Origin of the sequence: Nitrosopumilus maritimus SCM1 (assembly GCF_000018465.1) — an archaeon.
Taxonomy (GTDB): domain Archaea; phylum Thermoproteota; class Nitrososphaeria; order Nitrososphaerales; family Nitrosopumilaceae; genus Nitrosopumilus; species Nitrosopumilus maritimus.
Map to the genome: position 1 here is coordinate 74,576 of NC_010085.1, position 19,221 is coordinate 93,796.

At 32.4% G+C, this 19,221-nt stretch carries 15 protein-coding genes and 2 tRNA genes; 9 read left to right on the forward strand and 8 right to left on the reverse strand.

The window, feature by feature from the left end; genetic code table 11:
- The first annotated feature begins 16 nt into the window (after positions 1 to 16).
- Positions 17 to 2,758 carry a DEAD/DEAH box helicase gene (locus NMAR_RS00455; RefSeq protein WP_012214475.1) on the forward strand — a complete coding sequence of 914 codons (2,742 nt, stop codon included), beginning with the start codon at positions 17 to 19 and terminating at the stop codon, positions 2,756 to 2,758.
- On the opposite strand, the gene NMAR_RS00460 is transcribed toward NMAR_RS00455, so the two are convergent.
- Positions 2,755 to 4,155, reverse strand: a complete 1,401-nt coding sequence (locus NMAR_RS00460; RefSeq protein ID WP_012214476.1) for a single-stranded DNA-binding protein — start codon at positions 4,153 to 4,155, stop codon at positions 2,755 to 2,757. The two genes, NMAR_RS00455 and NMAR_RS00460, sit on opposite strands and share 4 nt — an antisense overlap.
- Positions 4,156 to 4,368: 213 nt before the next feature.
- Here NMAR_RS00460 and NMAR_RS00465 point away from each other — a divergent pair, with 213 nt between their 5' ends.
- Entirely contained in the window at positions 4,369 to 5,307 is a 939-nt protein-coding gene (locus tag NMAR_RS00465) for an ABC transporter ATP-binding protein (protein ID WP_012214477.1), read from the forward strand.
- A complete protein-coding gene (locus NMAR_RS00470; RefSeq protein ID WP_012214478.1) occupies positions 5,291 to 6,052 on the forward strand; it encodes an ABC transporter permease in 762 nt (253 codons plus the stop codon). The genes NMAR_RS00465 and NMAR_RS00470 overlap by 17 nt, the downstream gene beginning before the upstream one ends.
- 5 nt (positions 6,053 to 6,057) lie before the next feature.
- On the opposite strand, the gene NMAR_RS00475 is transcribed toward NMAR_RS00470, so the two are convergent.
- The 3 genes from NMAR_RS00475 to NMAR_RS00485 all read right to left on the reverse strand — a co-directional run bounded on the left by NMAR_RS00475 (position 6,058) and on the right by NMAR_RS00485 (position 8,025).
- The gene (locus NMAR_RS00475; protein WP_012214479.1) at positions 6,058 to 6,798 is read right to left on the reverse strand and encodes a GDP-mannose dehydrogenase; all 741 of its coding nucleotides are present in this window, start codon (positions 6,796 to 6,798) and stop codon (positions 6,058 to 6,060) included.
- Positions 6,799 to 6,863: 65 nt separating this feature from the next.
- Positions 6,864 to 6,936: transfer RNA gene (locus NMAR_RS00480), tRNA-Gln, on the reverse strand.
- A 36-nt stretch (positions 6,937 to 6,972) separates the two neighbouring features.
- Positions 6,973 to 8,025, reverse strand: coding sequence for a DUF354 domain-containing protein (locus tag NMAR_RS00485; protein WP_012214480.1), 1,053 nt, complete (start codon positions 8,023 to 8,025; stop codon positions 6,973 to 6,975).
- Between the two features lie 63 nt (positions 8,026 to 8,088).
- Here NMAR_RS00485 and NMAR_RS00490 point away from each other — a divergent pair, with 63 nt between their 5' ends.
- From NMAR_RS00490 to NMAR_RS00510, 5 genes are read left to right on the forward strand one after another with little or no spacing between them, the layout of a single operon-like run.
- Entirely contained in the window at positions 8,089 to 9,228 is a 1,140-nt protein-coding gene (locus NMAR_RS00490; protein ID WP_012214481.1) for a hypothetical protein, read from the forward strand.
- A gap of 35 nt (positions 9,229 to 9,263) precedes the next feature.
- A complete protein-coding gene (locus NMAR_RS00495; protein ID WP_012214482.1) occupies positions 9,264 to 9,827 on the forward strand; it encodes a nucleotide exchange factor GrpE in 564 nt (187 codons plus the stop codon).
- 2 nt (positions 9,828 to 9,829) lie between these two features.
- A complete protein-coding gene (dnaK, locus tag NMAR_RS00500) occupies positions 9,830 to 11,740 on the forward strand; it encodes a molecular chaperone DnaK (protein ID WP_012214483.1) in 1,911 nt (636 codons plus the stop codon).
- A gap of 49 nt (positions 11,741 to 11,789) precedes the next feature.
- Positions 11,790 to 12,875: a molecular chaperone DnaJ gene (gene dnaJ, locus NMAR_RS00505; protein WP_012214484.1), complete on the forward strand. Its 1,086-nt coding sequence runs from the start codon at positions 11,790 to 11,792 to the stop codon at positions 12,873 to 12,875.
- A gap of 5 nt (positions 12,876 to 12,880) precedes the next feature.
- A complete protein-coding gene (locus NMAR_RS00510) occupies positions 12,881 to 13,414 on the forward strand; it encodes a 5' nucleotidase, NT5C type (RefSeq protein WP_012214485.1) in 534 nt (177 codons plus the stop codon).
- On the opposite strand, the gene NMAR_RS09610 is transcribed toward NMAR_RS00510, so the two are convergent.
- The gene (locus tag NMAR_RS09610) at positions 13,411 to 13,575 is read right to left on the reverse strand and encodes a hypothetical protein (RefSeq protein ID WP_187146543.1); all 165 of its coding nucleotides are present in this window, start codon (positions 13,573 to 13,575) and stop codon (positions 13,411 to 13,413) included. The genes NMAR_RS00510 and NMAR_RS09610 overlap by 4 nt on opposite strands.
- A gap of 70 nt (positions 13,576 to 13,645) precedes the next feature.
- On the opposite strand from NMAR_RS09610, the gene NMAR_RS00515 reads away from it, so the two are divergent.
- Positions 13,646 to 13,730, forward strand: a tRNA-Leu gene (locus NMAR_RS00515).
- 2 nt (positions 13,731 to 13,732) lie between these two features.
- On the opposite strand, the gene gatE is transcribed toward NMAR_RS00515, so the two are convergent.
- The 3 genes from gatE to NMAR_RS00530 are packed head-to-tail and all read right to left on the reverse strand — an operon-like array spanning position 13,733 to position 19,136.
- A complete protein-coding gene (gene gatE / locus NMAR_RS00520; protein WP_012214486.1) occupies positions 13,733 to 15,637 on the reverse strand; it encodes a Glu-tRNA(Gln) amidotransferase subunit GatE in 1,905 nt (634 codons plus the stop codon).
- An 8-nt stretch (positions 15,638 to 15,645) separates the two neighbouring features.
- Positions 15,646 to 16,935 (reverse strand): Glu-tRNA(Gln) amidotransferase subunit GatD, encoded by a 1,290-nt coding sequence (gene gatD, locus NMAR_RS00525; protein WP_012214487.1) that lies wholly within the window; start codon positions 16,933 to 16,935, stop codon positions 15,646 to 15,648.
- A gap of 32 nt (positions 16,936 to 16,967) precedes the next feature.
- Positions 16,968 to 19,136 (reverse strand): CDC48 family AAA ATPase, encoded by a 2,169-nt coding sequence (locus NMAR_RS00530; protein ID WP_012214488.1) that lies wholly within the window; start codon positions 19,134 to 19,136, stop codon positions 16,968 to 16,970.
- Between the last annotated feature and the right edge of the window lie 85 nt (positions 19,137 to 19,221).

Below are 19,221 nucleotides of genomic sequence, written 5' to 3' on the forward strand. Positions count from 1 at the left end.
GTTGGTGTATTTGTTTATGAAAGATCCCGTTCTAACAAAACAGATGAATCCAATTCCTGAATCTCTGTTTGAGAATTTTGGTTTTTCCAATCTAACTGAAATTCAAAAAAAGGCTTCACCAATAATTTTACAAAAAAAAGATTGTCTAGTTATTGCTCCTACTGGTTCTGGAAAGACAGAATGTTCTGTAATACCAATATTTTCTTTATTGAAAAATACTAAAAAGCCTGGAAAAATAAAAACTCTTTACATTACTCCATTACGTGCATTAAATCGAGATGTTTTTCGAAGAATTACAAAATATGCTCATCAAAGTGAACTTTCTATTGAAATTAGACATGGTGATACAACACAAAAAGATAGAAAAAAAATTACTGAAAACCCTCCTGATGTACTAATTACAACTCCTGAAACTTTGGTAATTCTTTTGACTCAAGTCAAGTATCTTGATGCATTCTCAGAATTAGAGTGGATTGTAGTAGATGAAGTGCACGAGCTACTGTCTAGTGAAAGAGGTACTCAACTTTCTCTAAGTGTTGAGAGATTGGAATTTAATTCCGAATTACCACTTACAAAAATAGGGTTATCTGCTACTGTTGGAAATTTTGAAGAGGCAGGAAAATTTGTTGTTGGTACTAAAAGAAAATGTGAGATAATCAGAGATACTTCAGTGAGAAAATATGATGTAGAAGTAAAATATGTAGATGGAACAATTTCTGATGTAGCAGAAAAAATTATTGAACATGTCTCTAACTTGAATTTGGATTCCCCTGTTCTTTTGTTTACAAATACTAGAGGTGAATCAGAATTTTTAGCCTCAATCCTCAAAGAAAAATCCATTATTCCAATTGAATTACATCATGGTTCTCTTTCAAAAGAAGTTAGAGAAGAAACTGAACAAAATTTACGTGAAGGAAAAAGAGGTATTGTTGTTTGTACATCTTCACTAGAATTAGGATTGGATATTGGTTCAGTTGAATTAGTCATCCATTATGGTTCACCTAGACAGGTATCAAAATTAGTTCAAAGAATAGGTCGAAGTAGACATAATCGTAATGCATCTGCTAAGGGATTAATCATTACAAACAACTCTGATGATGAATTTGAAGCACAAGCAATTCTTCAAAGAATTCAGGAAGGCTCTATTGAAGAGCAAAAAATCCATGATGGTTCACTTGATGTCTTAGCACATCACTTGGTTGGACTAACAATGCAAATTGGAGAAATCTCAATTGACAAAGCATTTGATTTGATAAAAAAGGCTTATCCATTTAGAAATTTAAAATTAGAAGAACTTGTAGATGTTTTAGATTTACTTGATTCAAATTATTTGATCTTTTTTGATAGAACAAAGATGACTTTTTGGAAGAAAGGCCGTTCGTTCAAATATTATTTTGAAAATCTTTCTACAATTCCTGATATACTCAAATTCAAAGTTTTTGATAGTGTAGGAAAAAAAATCATTGGAACACTAGATCAACGATTTGTAGGTGATTATGGTGATTCAGGAAATATTTTTGTGCTCAAGGGCTCACAATGGAGAATTCTAAATGTTGACGAGAAATCATTTACAGTAAATGTTGAGCCATTTCGAGGTGGAGGAATTACTGTTCCTTATTGGGAAGGCGAGAATATCCCTATTGACTACAAAACTGCCAGAAAGGTGGGTAATTTTAGAAGTAAAGTGAGAAATGGCTCATTACAATTAACAAACAAAACAATTGAACAACTAAATTTTAATGAAATTTCTGAAGAAAATAATGTTGTAGTTGAATCTAATAGATCTCAAGGCTCAATTGTAATTCATTCTTGTTTTGGTACAAAAATCAATTCCACTCTTTCAACATTACTTTCTTCCATGTTATCTTCTATGTTAGGTTCTGTTGTAGATTCTCGTTCTGATGGATATAGAATTGTTTTATCTTCTAGATCACGAATTTCAGAAAAATTATTTCTTGAGATTCTAAAAGATGATTATGATTTATTTTCAATGGTTACAGCATCTCTTGCTGGTACTCATAATGTTAATTGGAGAACTTGGTGTGTTGCAAAAAAATTTGGTATTGTAGGTAGAGGTGCAGTCTATGAAAGAAAGTCTGCTCGATTTTTATATGAAAGATATGCAAAAACTGCACTTGTACAAGAAGCATTACGTGAATTATTTCATGATAAATATGATCTTAAAAACACTGACAAACTTCTAAAAGAAATTCGTGACGATCAAATTCATGTAAAATGGTTAGAAGTTGATCAATTCTCGAAATTGGCAGAACCAATCTTGGATCATACTTCAAAATATTATTCTTCTCCTGCAAATCTTGATAAAGGAATTTTAGATCTTGTAAAAGCTCGACTTGAAAAAACAAAACATCGCTTAATCTGTGCTAGATGTGGAAAATGGGAACGTGTAGTTGAAACAAATGAAGTAAAAAATATCTTGATTTGTCCTTATTGTAAAGGGAGACAAATCACTGCGACATTTTATTCTGATTATGATCTTCCTAAAATTATTCGAAAAAAACATGAAGGCAAAAAATTGACTAGTGAAGAAAAACATAAGGTAGATCGTGCCTGGAAAGTCTCTTCTCTGGTGGAAAATTTTGGTAAAATTGCAATTATTGTCATGTCTGGTTATGGTGTAGGTGCAGACACTGCTGCACGAATTTTACGAAATATGGTTGATGAAGAACATTTATTCAAACAAATCTATGAAGCAGAAAGACAGTATGTAGTTACTAGAGGCTTTTGGGATTCCTAATTCTTTTTTGTAATTTTAGAAAATGCTGTTAAGAACATCTCTATTCTGCCTTCTAGTCCAGCTTTTGCATTAAGACCTGTTATTGAAACAATCTCCCCTAATTCACATTTGTCAATTAGTCTAGCTTGATTTCTCCATCCTTTTACCCAAATTTGTCCAGTGTCATCTTCGACAAACATTTCTGAAAGTGCAATTGATTCTCCAGTTTTTGTTTGTACTTCGCGTCTTTCTGGCACTTTCAAAATTATTGCTTCAATACAGTAATTACCATCAACTTTAACATCATTAATCTTTGTTCTAATTTGAGATAATGAAGGAATACTTTCATCACTATCCAACTTTCTTACAAAAGAATTTTCATCAAGTGTAATTGAATTTCCATAAACTTTGGATGGCATGCATTCTATGACGTCTCCTTCTACACAAATACTGGTTGAATTTGATGAATCATTAATGTTGTAAAGATTCCTTTGATTATCTACCGCTAAAATCATGTTTCTTCCATTTTCTGTTGGTGACATTGAAAGAATTCTTGCAATTACTGGTTCTGCTTCTTTACCTCCTTCAATCTCAATTATTGTTGCATCATTTCCATGAATTTCTAATCCTTGATTTCCAGATTTTACTTTGACACCAAGTAGTCTCACTTTAGCTGACTGTGAAATCATATTTGGAATTGATGATTCATCTTTTCCCCATAACACTACTCTCATTCCACTGCCGTCTTTTCCTTTTAGCCTCATTCTCAAGGCTTTTCCAGGCATACCTCTAGAGTTTGTAAATTCCATACCGCTAATTACTCCATCAATTTCTCCTAAAACTACAAGATCTTTTTGACCTTCTTGCAACTCACTCACATCTTTTGTTATTGTGTCTATTGTTGGAATTTCACTTGTAGAATCAGTAGCTTCTACATTTGAACCTGAACCAATGTTAATTGTTGGTGAACCATCAAGATCAGATTTAACATAAGCTTTGATAATTTTAATCAAGTCTCCTGGTTTCAGATTTTCAATTCCAGGAAGATTTGCTTTATCATCCCATAACTTTACACTTGCTGTAGAATTTGCATCATCATATACTGTCATAGTTCTGAGATAAAATGGAGAACCATCTTTTCTTGAAAATTGTTTTGCAGGTGATAAATTCAATACTCTAGTTTCTAATGAAATTTCTTTTGCTCCTGCATAGAGATCTTTCAAACTCATTTCTACTTTTAGTGGCCCTGATAATGTAACCCCATAATCTGATGCAATCAAGAATAAAGCTCCTTGATCAGTTAGATACCCTGCACCAATTTTCTCTTTTTTTAATTTAATTTGCTCTTCAATAATTTCTTTAGTTAACTCTGGTTTTTGTTCAATTAACTTTTCAACTAGACTATCAAATTCCGACAATTCATAATTGCTACCTTTATTCTATTAATAAAAATTTCATTATCTCCTATCATTTTATTTACATAAAATTAGATCGCATAATTGTTAATTTCAAATTGTCATCCTCAAATTTTTCTTATTTTGAATATATTGTCTCATAATTGACTTGACTACTGCAAAATCTACGGTTAAACCACTGATTAACTAAATTAGTAGGATGATCGCAGTTTCGTTATGTCATGTATTGATGTTAATCATCTATCAAAATCATATGGCTCCCTAAAAGCAGTAGATGATATTGTTTTATCAGTAAAACCTGGCCAAGTATTTGGATTTTTAGGCCCAAATGGTGCTGGAAAATCAACTACTATCAAATTACTCACAACTCTGATTCCTCCCTCAAACGGCTCCCTTGAGATATTGGGAATCGATGCAATCAAAAATCCATTAGAAATACGCCACAAAATTGGAGTAGTCTTACAACAACCTAGCTATGAGCCCACCTTGTCTGTTGAAAAATCCCTTGACAAGTATGGAATGATGTGGGATGTTCCCAAAATTCAACGTAAGGAAAGAATGGAACAACTCATGAAAGATTTTGACCTAGTTGAGATCAGAAAAAAAAGAAATGAAGATTTGTCTATTGGTCAGCGAAGGCGAGTGCAAGTCGCACGTGAATTCATGCATGATATGGATTTGTTATTTTTAGATGAACCTACAGTTGGATTAGATCCTAGTGCAAGACGAAAATTGTTGGATTATTTAAAAAATAAAGTTAAAACTGGATTGACAATTTTCTATACCACTCACATTCTAACAGAGGCAGAATATCTCTGTGATGAAATTGCAATTATTGATAAAGGTAAAATTGTAACTGTTGATTCTCCTGAAGCATTAAAAAGTAAATTTGGAAAAGAAAAAACTATTAAAATTCATTTATTGGAAAAAAACTCTAAAATTCTTGATTTACTAGAAGGAATTTCTGATTGTAAAATAAATTTTGAATCTGGAACAAATATTGTAATCCATTCTGAACAATCTGAATTAGTTTTGTTAAAAGTTTTGAAAATACTGAATGATAATGACATTGAGATAGAAGATCTTTCTGCAATTCCAACAAATCTTGAAGAAATATTCCTAAAAATGGTGAGAGAAAATGAATCCAATAATTAGACTAGTAAACAGAAATCTTACAATTTCCTTAAATCCTGGATTTTTAATTTGGCAGGTAATCTTTCCTTTGATCTATATCTTTGTAGCAGGTTTTGCATATGCACCATTAATTCAAAATGTGCCATTTGGTGCAAAAGATCTTGATTATCCAGCATTTCTTGCATCAGGTATGATTGGATTCAACATAATGAATAGTACCTTAGTTTCTGGAATCATAATCTGGAATGATCGAAGACATGGAATGTTTGAACAAATAATGTCTGGCCCATTTACAAGAAGTCATTACATTCTTAGCAATATTTGCACTATAGGCATAATTGGTTTAGTTAGTGCTTCATTGATTGCTTTAGTAGGGTATCCAGTATTTTTTGAATCTGTAGAATTTTCATTAATTACAATCCCTGTGATTGTTTTTGGTGCTATTACTGGTTCAGTTTTATTTGGTTCATTGGCATCTATAATTTCAACGAGATTACGTTCTAGTGAAGGATTTAACGTAATCATTAACACAGTCTTTTTATTTTTTGCATTTGTTAGTTCAGCATTTTACCCTGCTGATAATGTACCTGAGCCGTTACGTACTGCATTTTATCTAAATCCTTTAACCTATCTAGTTGATGTAATCCGAGCAGGAATTTTTGGGAATATTACAGAATTTGTTATTGTTGAAATGTTGGTACTTGTCGGAATTGCTTCAGCACTATTTATTGTTGCATCAAAACTTCTGACTAAATTAGATTTCTAGAAAATCTAATTATTCTTAAAGTTCTCATACATCTCATTAATTTTTTTAATTACGTCTAAATTTTCATACTCAATTAAACTAAGATTTGGTATAACACAATGTCCTCCGATTATTCCTGGATACATTTTTGGTCTATTTCCTAAATTCTCATGTATTTCATCTGCAAATTTCCACATTTCATCAAAATCGATTCCTTCCTTTTCACAAATCATCTTTGTTATCTGCGCATAATTAATGAGCCATCCATAATACGATGTATCAACTAAGATTTTTGCAAGTTCACCTGTCTTTGTTGTTGACATCCAATCAACCTTCTGGAATCTTTTTTCTAAATCTAATTTGATGTCAGGATCGATTTCATTGTTATCTGAAGCAATAAATTTTGTATATTTTTTGATGTCATCTAAGAATCTTCTATGAACACCCCGAACTGGTGAAAATAAAACTGGAACACTGGATTTTTCTTGTATGTTTTTTGTAGTACCTGGTCTTACAGTAGAATGTACAATTATTGCCTTTAGATCTTTTAATTTTGGAATCCAACTTAATGTAATATCTACAAATTCTGTAAGTTCACCTGGAAGACAAATATGAAGATATTCTGGATTTTTGATTGTATCATTTTCTGAATAATTTTTACATTTTGAAGATTCTATGTCAATACCAACACAATCAAAATTTCTTTCCTCTAGTAATCCAAACAGAGTTTCACCTACTTCTCCCATGCCTAATACTATGTCTGACATATCTAATTTCAGAAAAATACCTCATGCTATATTCATGTTACAGTTTTTTTATTTTTTAGATAAAATAGCCCGAGGCAGATTCGAACTGCCGTCACGGGCTCCAAAGGCCCATATGCTTGACCTCTACACTATCGGGCTGTTAACTCGAGCACGCTAACTCCCTTAATGAACTTTTTATTCTAACTTGCCTAAAACTAAACTAATTCCTGATACTCTAATTAATTTATCAATAGGGTCTTCCATTTGATTTAGAATCTTTTTTGCTTTTTGTTGATTTAATTGCTTTTTAGATTCAAAAAACTTTGTTATTTGTTTTGAAACCCTCTTTGGATTTGTTTCTCTTTTAACTAATCGTTTTTTCACCAAAAAATTTTCTATGAGATTTGGAACCGCATTATATGATATTGTAGGAACTCCCATCAATGCAGACTCTGCAGTCATAGTGCCACCTGAACCAATGAAAACATCTGTATTCTTTAACAAATACTTTCCATCAAATGACATTTTTACAACTTTAGCGTCTTTACCTACTTTCTTTTGCAATTTTTGAATTTGTTCTGTATATCTACCCAAAATAACAATATTTTCATCACTAAATTGAGAAATTATATTTTCAATAATTGGAATGATTTTATTTGATTTTTTAGTATATGCTGCTTCCTCTTCTTCTATTCTTATCAAAATATTCTTTTTATGATTATTTTTAAATGGAAGTCGTACACTTTGATTTGTTTTTCTTTTTATTGTGACCGCCGCGTCAATTGATTTGTATGAAATAATATTTTTTTCATTTATGCCAAATTTTGAAAATTCTTTCTTTGGAATTGTATAAGGGATTAGAAGTTTCTGAATTAATGGTAATGTTAATCTCATCACTGCCTCTGCGTGTGGTGAATCACAAAATGCTATGTGTTTAATTCCTAATCCGAATGAAATTCTTGCAGCTTCAGGTGAGCAAAAACTAATTACAAGATCTGGTGAAAATGCTTCAATTTTTCTAGTAAGCTTTTCCATTCTCTCAATTCCTGCTTTTAGTTTGGAATTTTTACTTCCTCCACCATGTTTGCCTACAAAAATCAGGTCAAAATTACGAATTTTTGCTAATTTTGAAACTTCTTCATAATCTCTAGAAGTACATAAAATCCTGTTTTTTTTACCTAATTTCTCAATTATTGGTTCAGAAAACAATAATTGTTTTGGAGTTAGAATATCTATCCATATTTTCAAGTAATTTTCATAATTGAAGTTAGTTCAATAAGTTTTTCTTAGTCTAATCCTAAGCTTAGTGTAATGGGGGGAACAAAAATTGTTGTTTATGGCCTTAGTACAGAAGGATACGCCATTGCATCACAAATGGCCATTAAAGGAGCAGATGTTTACATAATTGACGAATCAACCCCATCTGCAATTTCATTAAAAGCAGAGATTGCTAAAACATATCCTAATGTTTCATCTCTAAAAGAAGATGAGCCATTATTAGCTATGGAGCCAATTGAAGTAGCAATTTCTAAAGCTCAATACTTGTTTTTTACCCCAAGAATTAGAAAAACTGGACAAGATATCAAAACTGAAATTCATTCAAAATTCAAGGACGCTACTGCATCTTTAAAGAAAAAGAGCTCTGTTGTTTTTACTCTTCCTACAGGATTTGGTGGAAATAATGAAAACATTTCTTTACTTGAACATGTTACAGGATTAGAAGTCGGAAAGGATATTTCATATTTTTATTATCCTTTGGAAGGTATTGAACAACAACCAAAAATTATTGGTTCCTTTAATGGTAAAAAAGACTCTGTACTATCTGATTTACTAACTACCGGAAAAAAAGAGAAAAACTTTGTTGCGATTTCATCTTCTGAACATTTTCATGCAATCAATGTACTCTCAAGATTTTCAAGCTTGTGTAGTGTATTGGAAGTTTGTAAATATGCTCAAGATGAAATTACTAAAAATGATCTATCTTCTGATGATTTTCAAGAAATATTCCTTGATGACATGGTAGGAGGTTTACTGGATCTAAAATCTTTAGGCTCATCTTTTGAAGGTGCAAATACACTCATGTATCTAATTAATGGTAGTGTCAAGGGAATTGATGGTTACATCAAACGATTAATTGATGAAATTCGTGCAACATTGAAGAAAAATGATCTTAAAGCTAGTAGAACTAAAATCGCATTATCTTGGACACTTGATCAACATTCAATGCGAGGAGATAAAATTGAAATGCTACAAAATCTAACTTCTAGATTACGTGATTATATTGGTGATGTAGAAGCATATGAAGATCCAAACTTTGATCTATTTCATAGTGATAAAACAACAATTGTTGTGGCTTGCTCAAAATCTGATTTTACAAATATTGAAAAAACTAAACAAGATTCTGATTTAATTATTGTCAAAGCAAACCCTCTATGCGAAACAATTCAATAATAGTATAAATTAGCTAAACAAGTATTCTGTTTGAATTGTCCAATGATAATGAATCGGATGAAATTCCTGTAAATGTTGTAACTGAGAATAAAGATGATGAACCTAAAAAAGAATCTGAATCTTTAGAAACAGTTCAAGAAAATTTTTCAGAGTTATTGGATGCAGAAAAACAAAAAACTTCAGAATGTGAAGAAAAATTAAAACATATTTTAGCCGATTTTCAAAATCTTACTAGAAAAACACAATCTGACATTCAAAATGGTGTTAATGCTAAAGTTGATGAATTTCTATTAGATTTTCTAAAAATCTATGATGATTTCATTCGTGCTAGAGATGTATTTTCTGAAAATAAAATCAACACTGAAGGTCTTGATTCAATTTTAAAAAATATGGATTCTTTATTGAAAAAATATAATGTAACTGCAATTGATGCGTTGGGGGAAATTTTTGATCCTAATCATCACGAAGCTATATCTGTAATCACTGATCCTGATTTAGATGACAATACAATTACCAAAGAGATCAGGAAGGGATATATTTCTCAAAACAGAGTCATAAGAACAACATTAGTAGAAATTTCAAAAAAGGATGATAATTAAAAATGGGCAAAGTAATAGGTATCGATTTAGGAACAAGTAACTCTGCTGCTGCAGTTATGATGGGTGGAAAACCAACAATTATTCCTGCAGCAGAAGGTCAAACTGCAGCTGGAAAGGCATTTCCATCAGTAGTTGCTTTTTCTAAAGAAGGAGAACTCTTAGTTGGTGAACCTGCTCGTAGACAAGCAGTTACAAATCCCGATAATACAATTATTGCCGCAAAACGAAAAATGGGTTCTGATTATACCTTTAAAATTCAAGATAAAGAATACAAACCTCAACAAATCTCTTCATTCATTCTACAAAAAATAAAAAAAGATGCTGAGGCGTTTGTTGGAGAAACTGTGGAAAAAGCAGTTATTACGGTTCCAGCATATTTTGATGACAATCAACGTCAAGCAACAAAAGATGCAGGGACAATTGCCGGTCTTGATGTTGTTAGAATAATTAATGAACCAACTGCAGCATCATTGGCATTTGGATTAGATAAAGCAAAAGAAGACATGAAAATTCTCGTCTTTGACTTTGGTGGTGGTACTCTAGATGTTACTATCATGGAAATGGGTGGTGGTGTTTTTGAAGTAATGAGTACTTCAGGTGATACACAACTTGGTGGAACTGATATGGATAAAGTTTTGATTGATTACATTGTTGATGAATTCAAGAAAAAAGAAGGAGTCGATCTCTCTCAAGACACAACTGCAATGACAAGAATAAGAGAAGCTGCAGAAAAAGCAAAAATTGAATTATCTACTGTAATGGAGACTGATGTTAATCTACCATTTATTGCACATGATCCATCATCTGGCGCAAAGAATCTTGAATTAAGATTAACCAGATCCAAACTTGATGAATTAATTGGACCTATTGTAGATCGTTGTAAACCTTCTATTCAAAAAGCACTTGAAGATGCAAAACTCTCAAATTCTGATATTAACAAAATAGTTATGATTGGTGGTCCAACAAGAATTCCATTAGTCAAAAAATTTGTTAGTGAAGTTATAGGCAAAGAAGTTGAATCTGGTGTTGATCCTATGGAAGCAGTTGCTATGGGTGCTGCAATACAGGCAGGAATTATTGCTGGTGATGTAACCAGTGACATTGTTCTACTTGATGTAACCCCATTAACACTGGGAATTGAAACCCTTGGGGGAGTTAGAGAACCTCTTATCGAAAGAAATACTACCATTCCAACATCAAAAGGCAAAGTGTTTACAACTGCTGCTGATAATCAAACAGCTGTTACCATTCATGTAGTTCAAGGAGAAAGACCTATGGCAACCGATAATGTATCATTAGGAAGCTTTAATCTTACTGATTTGCCTCCTGCTCCAAGAGGCGTTCCTCAAATTGAAGTAAAATTCGATATTGATGCAAACGGAATCATAAATGTAACTGCAAAAGATCTTGGTACTCAAAAGGAAGCAAAAATTACTATTGAAACTAAAACTAAACTTTCTGAAGAAGAGATTGAAAAATTAAAAGAAGATGCTGAAAAATTCTCTGAAGAAGATAAAAAGAAGAAAGAAAAAATTGATCTCAAAAACGAAGCAGAAAGTTACATTTACACAACTGAAAAGTTGGTCAATCATGATCTCAAGGATAAAATTTCCCAAGAGCAAGGAATTAAGATCACTGATGCTGTAAAAGAAGTCAAAGAAGTTTTAGACAAAGAACCTGAGGAATTAAAACCAAAACTAGAAGCATTACAATCAATAGTAAATGAAGTAACTACCGAACTCTACAAGAACGCTGCTCCTCCACCTGGTGCTGATGGACAACAAGGTGCTGATGGACAACAAGGTGCTGATGGACAACAAGGTGCTGATGGACAACAAGGTGCTGATGGACAACAAGGTGCTGATGGACAAACAACAGAATCATCTTCAAATGACGAAACAAAAACTAACTAATTCTCTAAATTCAACCATTTATACAGTAATTAGAATAAAGGAATGATTCATGTCTGCAAAACGAGATTATTATGAAGTTTTAGGAGTATCTAAATCGTCTTCAAATGACGAAATAAAGAAACAGTATAGAAAATTAGCATTAAAGTTCCATCCAGATCGAAATCAATCTGCTGAGGCTGGAGAACACTTTAAAGAAATTTCTGAAGCATATGCAGTTCTTTCTGACACTGAAAAAAGACAACTCTATGATCAACATGGTCATGCAGGTGTAGATGGAAGATATTCCAGTGAAGATATCTTCCAAGGCGCAAGAGGTGATTTTAGCGATATATTTGGCCGTGGAGGTGGCGGATTTGATTCCATCTTTGAATCAATATTTGGCCGTGGAGGTGGCGGATTTGGATTTGGGCAACAACGCGGTTCTGATATTCTCTATCAAACATCAGTAACATTGGAAGATGTTTTACATGGAAAACAAATGGAAATTGAATTACAAAAACAAATTCAATGTGATACATGTAATGGTTCAGGTTGTAAACCTGGAACTGACAAGAAAACCTGTTCTTCATGTAATGGACAGGGCCAAGTAAGGCAAACACGTAACATGGGATTTGCATCATTTGTTACTGCTGCGCCTTGTTCTTCATGCAGAGGTCAAGGATCAATTATTGAAACACCTTGCGGTGATTGTAAAGGTCAAGGAAAAAGAAAGGGCACAAAAAAAGTTACATTTGATATTCCACCTGGAATTGATTCAGGTGATTATACTGTATCAAATGAAGGAAACGAAGTACCTGGAGGCTCTAATGGTGATCTAATTGTTAGAATTAGAGTACAACCTCATTCTAATTTTAACAGAGATGGAAAAGATATTTTCTATGATCAAGATGTTTCTATGGTTGATGCAGCATTAGGATGTGAGGTTATTGTTCCAACTTTGGAAGGAACTGAAAAAGTAAAAGTTGATTCTGGAAGTCAACCAAATACAATAATCAAATTAAAAGGAAAAGGTGTACCACACATCAATTCTAGAGGTAGAGGAGATCAGTATGTTCGAATTGTAGTAAATATTCCTAAAAAACTCAACAAACATCAAAAAAATCTACTTGATGAATTTAAACAAACTAGTGATTAACTGACATGAAGATTGCATTAGATGTTGATGGTGTACTCGCTGATGTTATATTGTCTTGGCTAAATTATAGTAATTCAATTAGACAAGAAATTAAAAAACATGAAATTACTGATTGGGATTTTTGGAAAAAGTTTGAAATTAATCGTTACGATTTCTATACTGAATTAAGTTCATGTTGGAAGAATTGGACTTCAATTCCTCCTACTGAAGAAAATCTAACCTCGATCACAAAAAATTTGTCTGATATTGGTCAGGTAGATATTGTCACCGCAAGAGAACGTTCTACTGATTCTTTTGTAAAGAATTGGCTAAAACACTACGAAATTTCTTATGACAACTATGTTTCAGTAATTGATGGTCCTATGAAAGCTGATCTGGATTATGATGTTTTTATTGACGATTCACCATTAAATGCATTAAAATTTCTACAAAATAAGAAAAAAGTAATTCTATATTCCCAACCTTGGAATCAACATATCACTGAAAAAAATATTCATCGAATTTCAAAACTTTCTGAAGTGATAAAAAAATTAAATTAATTTTTTACAAATTTTTTAATATTTACTTGATGTCCTTTTCTTACATGTGATGAGTGTGTTGTTTTTAACAATTCTGAAATTTTATCATCATCATAAAATTTGATATTATATCTTCCTAGTACTTTTTTACAATTCATACAATAAACTTCTTTGAATTCCATTTCCATTTTGATTGATATTGTTTTTTCAGTATAATAAAGAAACTTATTCTAGATTTCAAAAATTTCCATTGCGGGAGTCGCCCAGCCTGGTCAACGGCGTAAGGTTCAGATCCTTATCTTCTAGGAGTTCGTGGGTTCAAATCCCACTTCCCGCATACTAATTATTTTCTAATTTATTTTTGATATTTTTTAAAAGAAGTTTGTTAATTATTTCGCCCGATGCTTTTCCTCTCAATTCTTTCATAGCAATTCCCATTAGAGGTCCAATTGCTCTTTCTTTTTGATTTTCTACAATTTTTTGATTCTTTTCAACAATTTCTTTACAAATACTCTCTAATTCCGATTCATCTATAGTCTCAATAGAGGTGTTATTCATTGCCTTCTCTATTGTATGGGATTTTCCATTCATAATGTTCTCAAAAATAATTTCAACTGATTCTTTGGCAATTTTTCCTTCTTCTAAAAATTGAAATGTTTTTGTTATTTCTTCATTTTTCAACAATTTTGAATCCAATCCATTTCTTTCTAAATTTGTAATGGTTGAACATAATATTGATGCAACAAACGTTGGATTAACTTTAGTTTTTTCAGTTATCTTTTCAAATAATTCAAAATAGTTTGAATCAAAGAGTTGTTCTGATAATTGGAGATTGAGTTGATATTCTGTTTGAAGATCTTTTATTGAATCATCCCATGACTTTGGAATGTTGTTTATTGCATTATCTAATTCTGTTTTTGAAATTATTATTGGGGGAATGTCTGTTTCTGGATACATTCTTGCTGCACCTGGTCTTGGTCTAAGAAATTTAGTCTCGCCACTTTGGGTTGCTAATCGTGTATCTATTGGAATTCCTTCATTTCGAATGTATTCTATTCTCAAAATTATTTGATCTATGACTACATTGATTTTTTCTTCTGGTGCTGCTAAAACCAAAAATCCATCATTATCGTTGATTTCTAATGTTTTTTTCAAATCATCAATATCTGTATTTTCAACACCATAATTTGGTAATTCATCAGAATGAAAAACCCCTCCTATTCCAAAAAATCTGACTAGTTCTGCTACCTCTTTTCCTAATCGAATTCCTTCATGAGGAGCATATCCAAACATGCCTGACATGTTTCTAAAAGAAATTCCAACTATCTTCTGATTTTTCTTTATGGCATTTTGAATAATTTTTGATTTACATTTTTTGAATAACTCTGTAACATCCTTTCTGTCATTATCACTATGAGTCCAATCAATTTCTTGTAATTTTTTTGAGATTTTTAATAGTCCGTGTTGTCTTTTAGCCTCATATTCTACTACTTTTTCTAATTGATCGAGTTGCTGAACTCCTTTAACCTCAATTACCGCATTTCCATCTTTAATTGAAACATTAACATCTTGTCTGATTGAACCTAATCCTCTTTTCACTTTTTTAGTACTTCTTAAAATTCTCCCTAATGATAATGCAATTTTTTTAATTTCATGTGGGTTTACTTCAAATGGTTCAGTAGCAATTTCAACTAAAGGAATTCCTAAACGTTCTAATCCATATTTTTTAATTGCCCCATCTTCTCCTAAAATTTTTGCTGCATCTTCTTCAAGACAAATAGATTGAATTCCAATCTCCTTGTCTTCAACATTAAAAGAACCTCCTTGCGAAATTAACATTGTACGTTGAAATCCAGTAGTATTTGATCCATCCACAACTGTTTTTCTCATTGGATAAATTTCTCTAAACACATCTGATTTTAGAGCAGATGCAATAACCAGGGAAATTTTCTTTGCATCAACATCTAATTCATGTGGTGGTTCTTCATCTTGTTCAACTAAACAACTACTTTCTGGATTTGCAAAATACATTATTGTTTTTGATTTTGATTTTTCAAATAATGCAGCAGGATCATATTCCCCTAATTCACTTTTTGCAGCACGTAGTTTTCTTTGAAATTTAATAGAATATTCATCCGTATCAATTGGTGTACAATTACAAAATAATTTTTTATTTGTAGCTAGTTGCTGATGAATTTCAAGTCCTACTTTTACACCTAATTCGTTTATTGAAAACTCTGACATTTTTTCTCCTAAATTGACATTTCAGATGCAATATTATCAAGCATAATTTCTTTTACTTCCTCAATATTCTGAGTATTTCCTAATGCCCACATTGCTTTTACTAGAGCAACTTCTGGAAGCATATTCTCTAAAGGAATTATGCCTAAATTTAGAAGATCTCTGCCACTTTCATAGACGGTCATTCTTACCCTTCCATCAATACACTGTGATGTCATGCCTAGAAATATCCCTTTTTCACTAGCTTTTTTTACAGAATCATACATGACCCTTCCAATATGTCCTAATCCTGTACCTTCAAAGATTATTCCTTTGTATCCGTTGTCAATAATTTGTTCAACTAATTTTGGATCATATCCTGGATAGTATTTTACTAATGCAATTTTTGTATCTAGATTAATTTTTGGTTGGAATTTTTGAACTTTATAGAACTCTTTTGAAATATTTTTTTGAATTTTTTCTTCTGCAATTATGAAAGCAGGATCATCTCCTACTGTTTGAAATGCTCCTCGTTTACTTGTATGATTTTTCCTAACTCTTGTTCCAATGTGACATGCAACGGTATTGTCATTTTCATCATTGTGCATAACAATGTACACTCCTTTTGTTTTGCTTTCGGTAATGAATTTAGTGGCACCAATTAGATTTAATGCTGCATCTGATGATGCTCTATCCGATGATCTTTGTGAACCAACTAAAACAATTGGAACTGGAAATCCTGCGAGTGCAAATGAAAGAAATGATGATGTATAATGCATTGTGTCTGTTCCATGAGCAATGATAATTCCTGAATAGTCTGAATTTGAATAACTACTAATTTTATTAGCTATCTCTAACCAATTTTCTGGCATAATGTTTTCAGAATATTCTGATAACAAAACTTCTGCATCAATATTTGCAATTTTAGAAAGCTCTGGAACTGATGAATTCAATTCTTCTGCAGTTAGCACTGGAGTAACTGCTCCTGTTCTATAGTCTACTTTACTTGCAATCGTACCTCCTGTTGAAAGTAACAATACTTTTGGTAATCCGTCTATTTTGCTGATTTTTTCAAGTTCATCAATATTTTTTTCTGATGATTGAATTTTTTCAATACTCTCAATTTTTGCAATTTCTAATCCCACATTATACCCACTCTTTAACTTCAGAACAATGTGTTTGTCGTCACTATGCTCATATCGAGGCATAATTATGCCTGAATATGTAATATCTGAGAGGATTTTGACTGAATCTCCAACAACTACTTGATTGCTCTTTAGAAATTCTAACGAATTGCCTTCATATCCTCTATATTCTGACATTTACGAGAATTAGATTTGCTATTTAATTAAAACTACCTGTAATAGGAAGCAACTAGCTTTTCACCCATCTTGAGGTCTTTTTGTTCTCTTACTTTCTTTACTGCTTCTTCAAAGTGTTTCATTGTTACTTTGGCTTCTATGCTGCTCTTTTCAACATCTTTTACATCTGGATGTTTGTCTAGGAATTCATGAATTACTAATGAAACTGCTGTATTTGCAATAGATGAAGTATCTGCACCACTCATTCCATCTGTAATTTCTGCAATCTTTTCCATATCTACATCATCACCCATAGGAATTTTTTCAGCATTAATTTCAAGAATACGTTTTCTACTATCTTTATCTGGATTTGGTACTTGAATAATTTTATCAAATCTTCCTGGTCTTAACAATGCTGGATCAATCATGTCTGCTCTGTTTGTTGCAGCTAGAACAACAACTCCATGCATGTTTTCCATTCCATCTAACTCTGTAAGTAATTGGCTGACAACTCTTTCAGTAACTGCAGTTTCTCCACCTGCTCCTCTAATTGGTGCAATAGAATCAATTTCATCAAAGAAAACTACACATGGGGCAGATTGTCTTGCTCTTTTGAAAATTTCTCTAATTCCTCTTTCAGATTCGCCTACCCATTTTGATAATAACTCAGGACCTCTAACTGAAACAAAGTTTGCTTCACTTTGGGTTGCAACAGCTTTTGCTAGTAATGTTTTACCAGTACCACTAGGACCGTGAAGCAATATTCCTCTTGGCATGCTGTGACCAAGTTTGTCATATAGTGCTGGATATTTCATTGGCCATTCAACTGCTTCTTGTAATTCACGTTTAACATCCTCTAAACCGCCAACTTCATCCCATTTTACATCTGGATTTTCAATGAAAACTTCTCTCATTCCAGATGGAGTTACCTCAATTAGGGCTTTTTGGAAATCTTCATGATTTACAATTAATTTATCCAAAGTCTCAGGTGGGATTTTTTCTTCTTCGAGATTTAGAATTGGTAATAATCTTCTCAAACATTTCATTGCAGCCTCTTTACAGAGGTATTCCAAGTCTGCACCAACATATCCGTGGCTAATTGCTGAAATTTTATCCACGTTTACATCGTCAGATAATGGCATGTTTCTGCTGTGAATTGCAAGAATGTCTTTTCTTCCTTTTTTATCTGGTACTTTGATCTCAATCTCTCTATCAAATCTTCCTGGTCTTCTAAGTGCAGGATCAATTGCATTTGGTCTATTTGTTGCAGAAATTACAATGACTTTACCTCTTGCTTCTAATCCATCCATTAATGATAACATCTGAGATACTACTCTTCTTTCAACTTCTCCGGTAACTTCTTCTCTTTTTGGTGCAATAGAATCTATTTCATCAACAAAGATTATTGAAGGGGCCTTTTCTCTTGCTTCTTTGAAAATCTCTCTTAATCTTGCTTCACTTTCACCATAAAACTTACTCATAATTTCTGGACCTGAAATACTGATAAAGTGTGCATTACTTTCGTTTGCAACAGCTTTTGCTAGTAATGTTTTACCTGTTCCTGGTGGACCATAAAGTAAAACACCTTTTGGAGCTTCAATTCCTAGTTTTTCAAAAATTTCAGGATGTCTTAATGGGAGTTCAATCATTTCTCTTACTTTCTTTATCTCATCAGTCAAACCTCCAATGTCTTCATAGGTTACTTGTGGAACTCCACGTAATGTTTCACCTTTTTCTGCAATATGGAAAACTGTCTTTTGGGTGATCAAAACTGCATCAGCAGCTGGTGTGACTCCAATTACTTGAAAAGTTAAACGTCCACCAAAGTATGGCACCATTACATTGTCTCCTTTAATCAAAGGAACACTTTCTAAAGCATCCGCAAGATATCTTTCATCAATTGGTGGAATTGCTTCTAATGGAGCAACTACGACCTTTTCTGCAGCTACGGCTTTGATTTTCCTAACTGAAATTGTATCTCCAATTGCAATTCCTGAATTATTCCTTCCAAGGCCATCAATTCTGATAATTCCCTTTCCTTCATCAGATGGGTATAATGGAAGACATTTTGCAACTGTTCTTCTTTTACCTTTAATTTCAATAACATCGCCTGTGGATGCATTTAATGTATCCATAGAATCATAATCTATTCTTGCTACTCCTCTTCCGACATCTCTAGTGTATGCCTCTAAAACTTTGAGAGAAAGTGCGTTTTGACTCATATTCAAATGCCCTCTGTCTAATTTTTATATCTTTGTGGTAATTTATCCAAAGACCAGGTAAAAATCACAAGCTTAAAATCCTCTT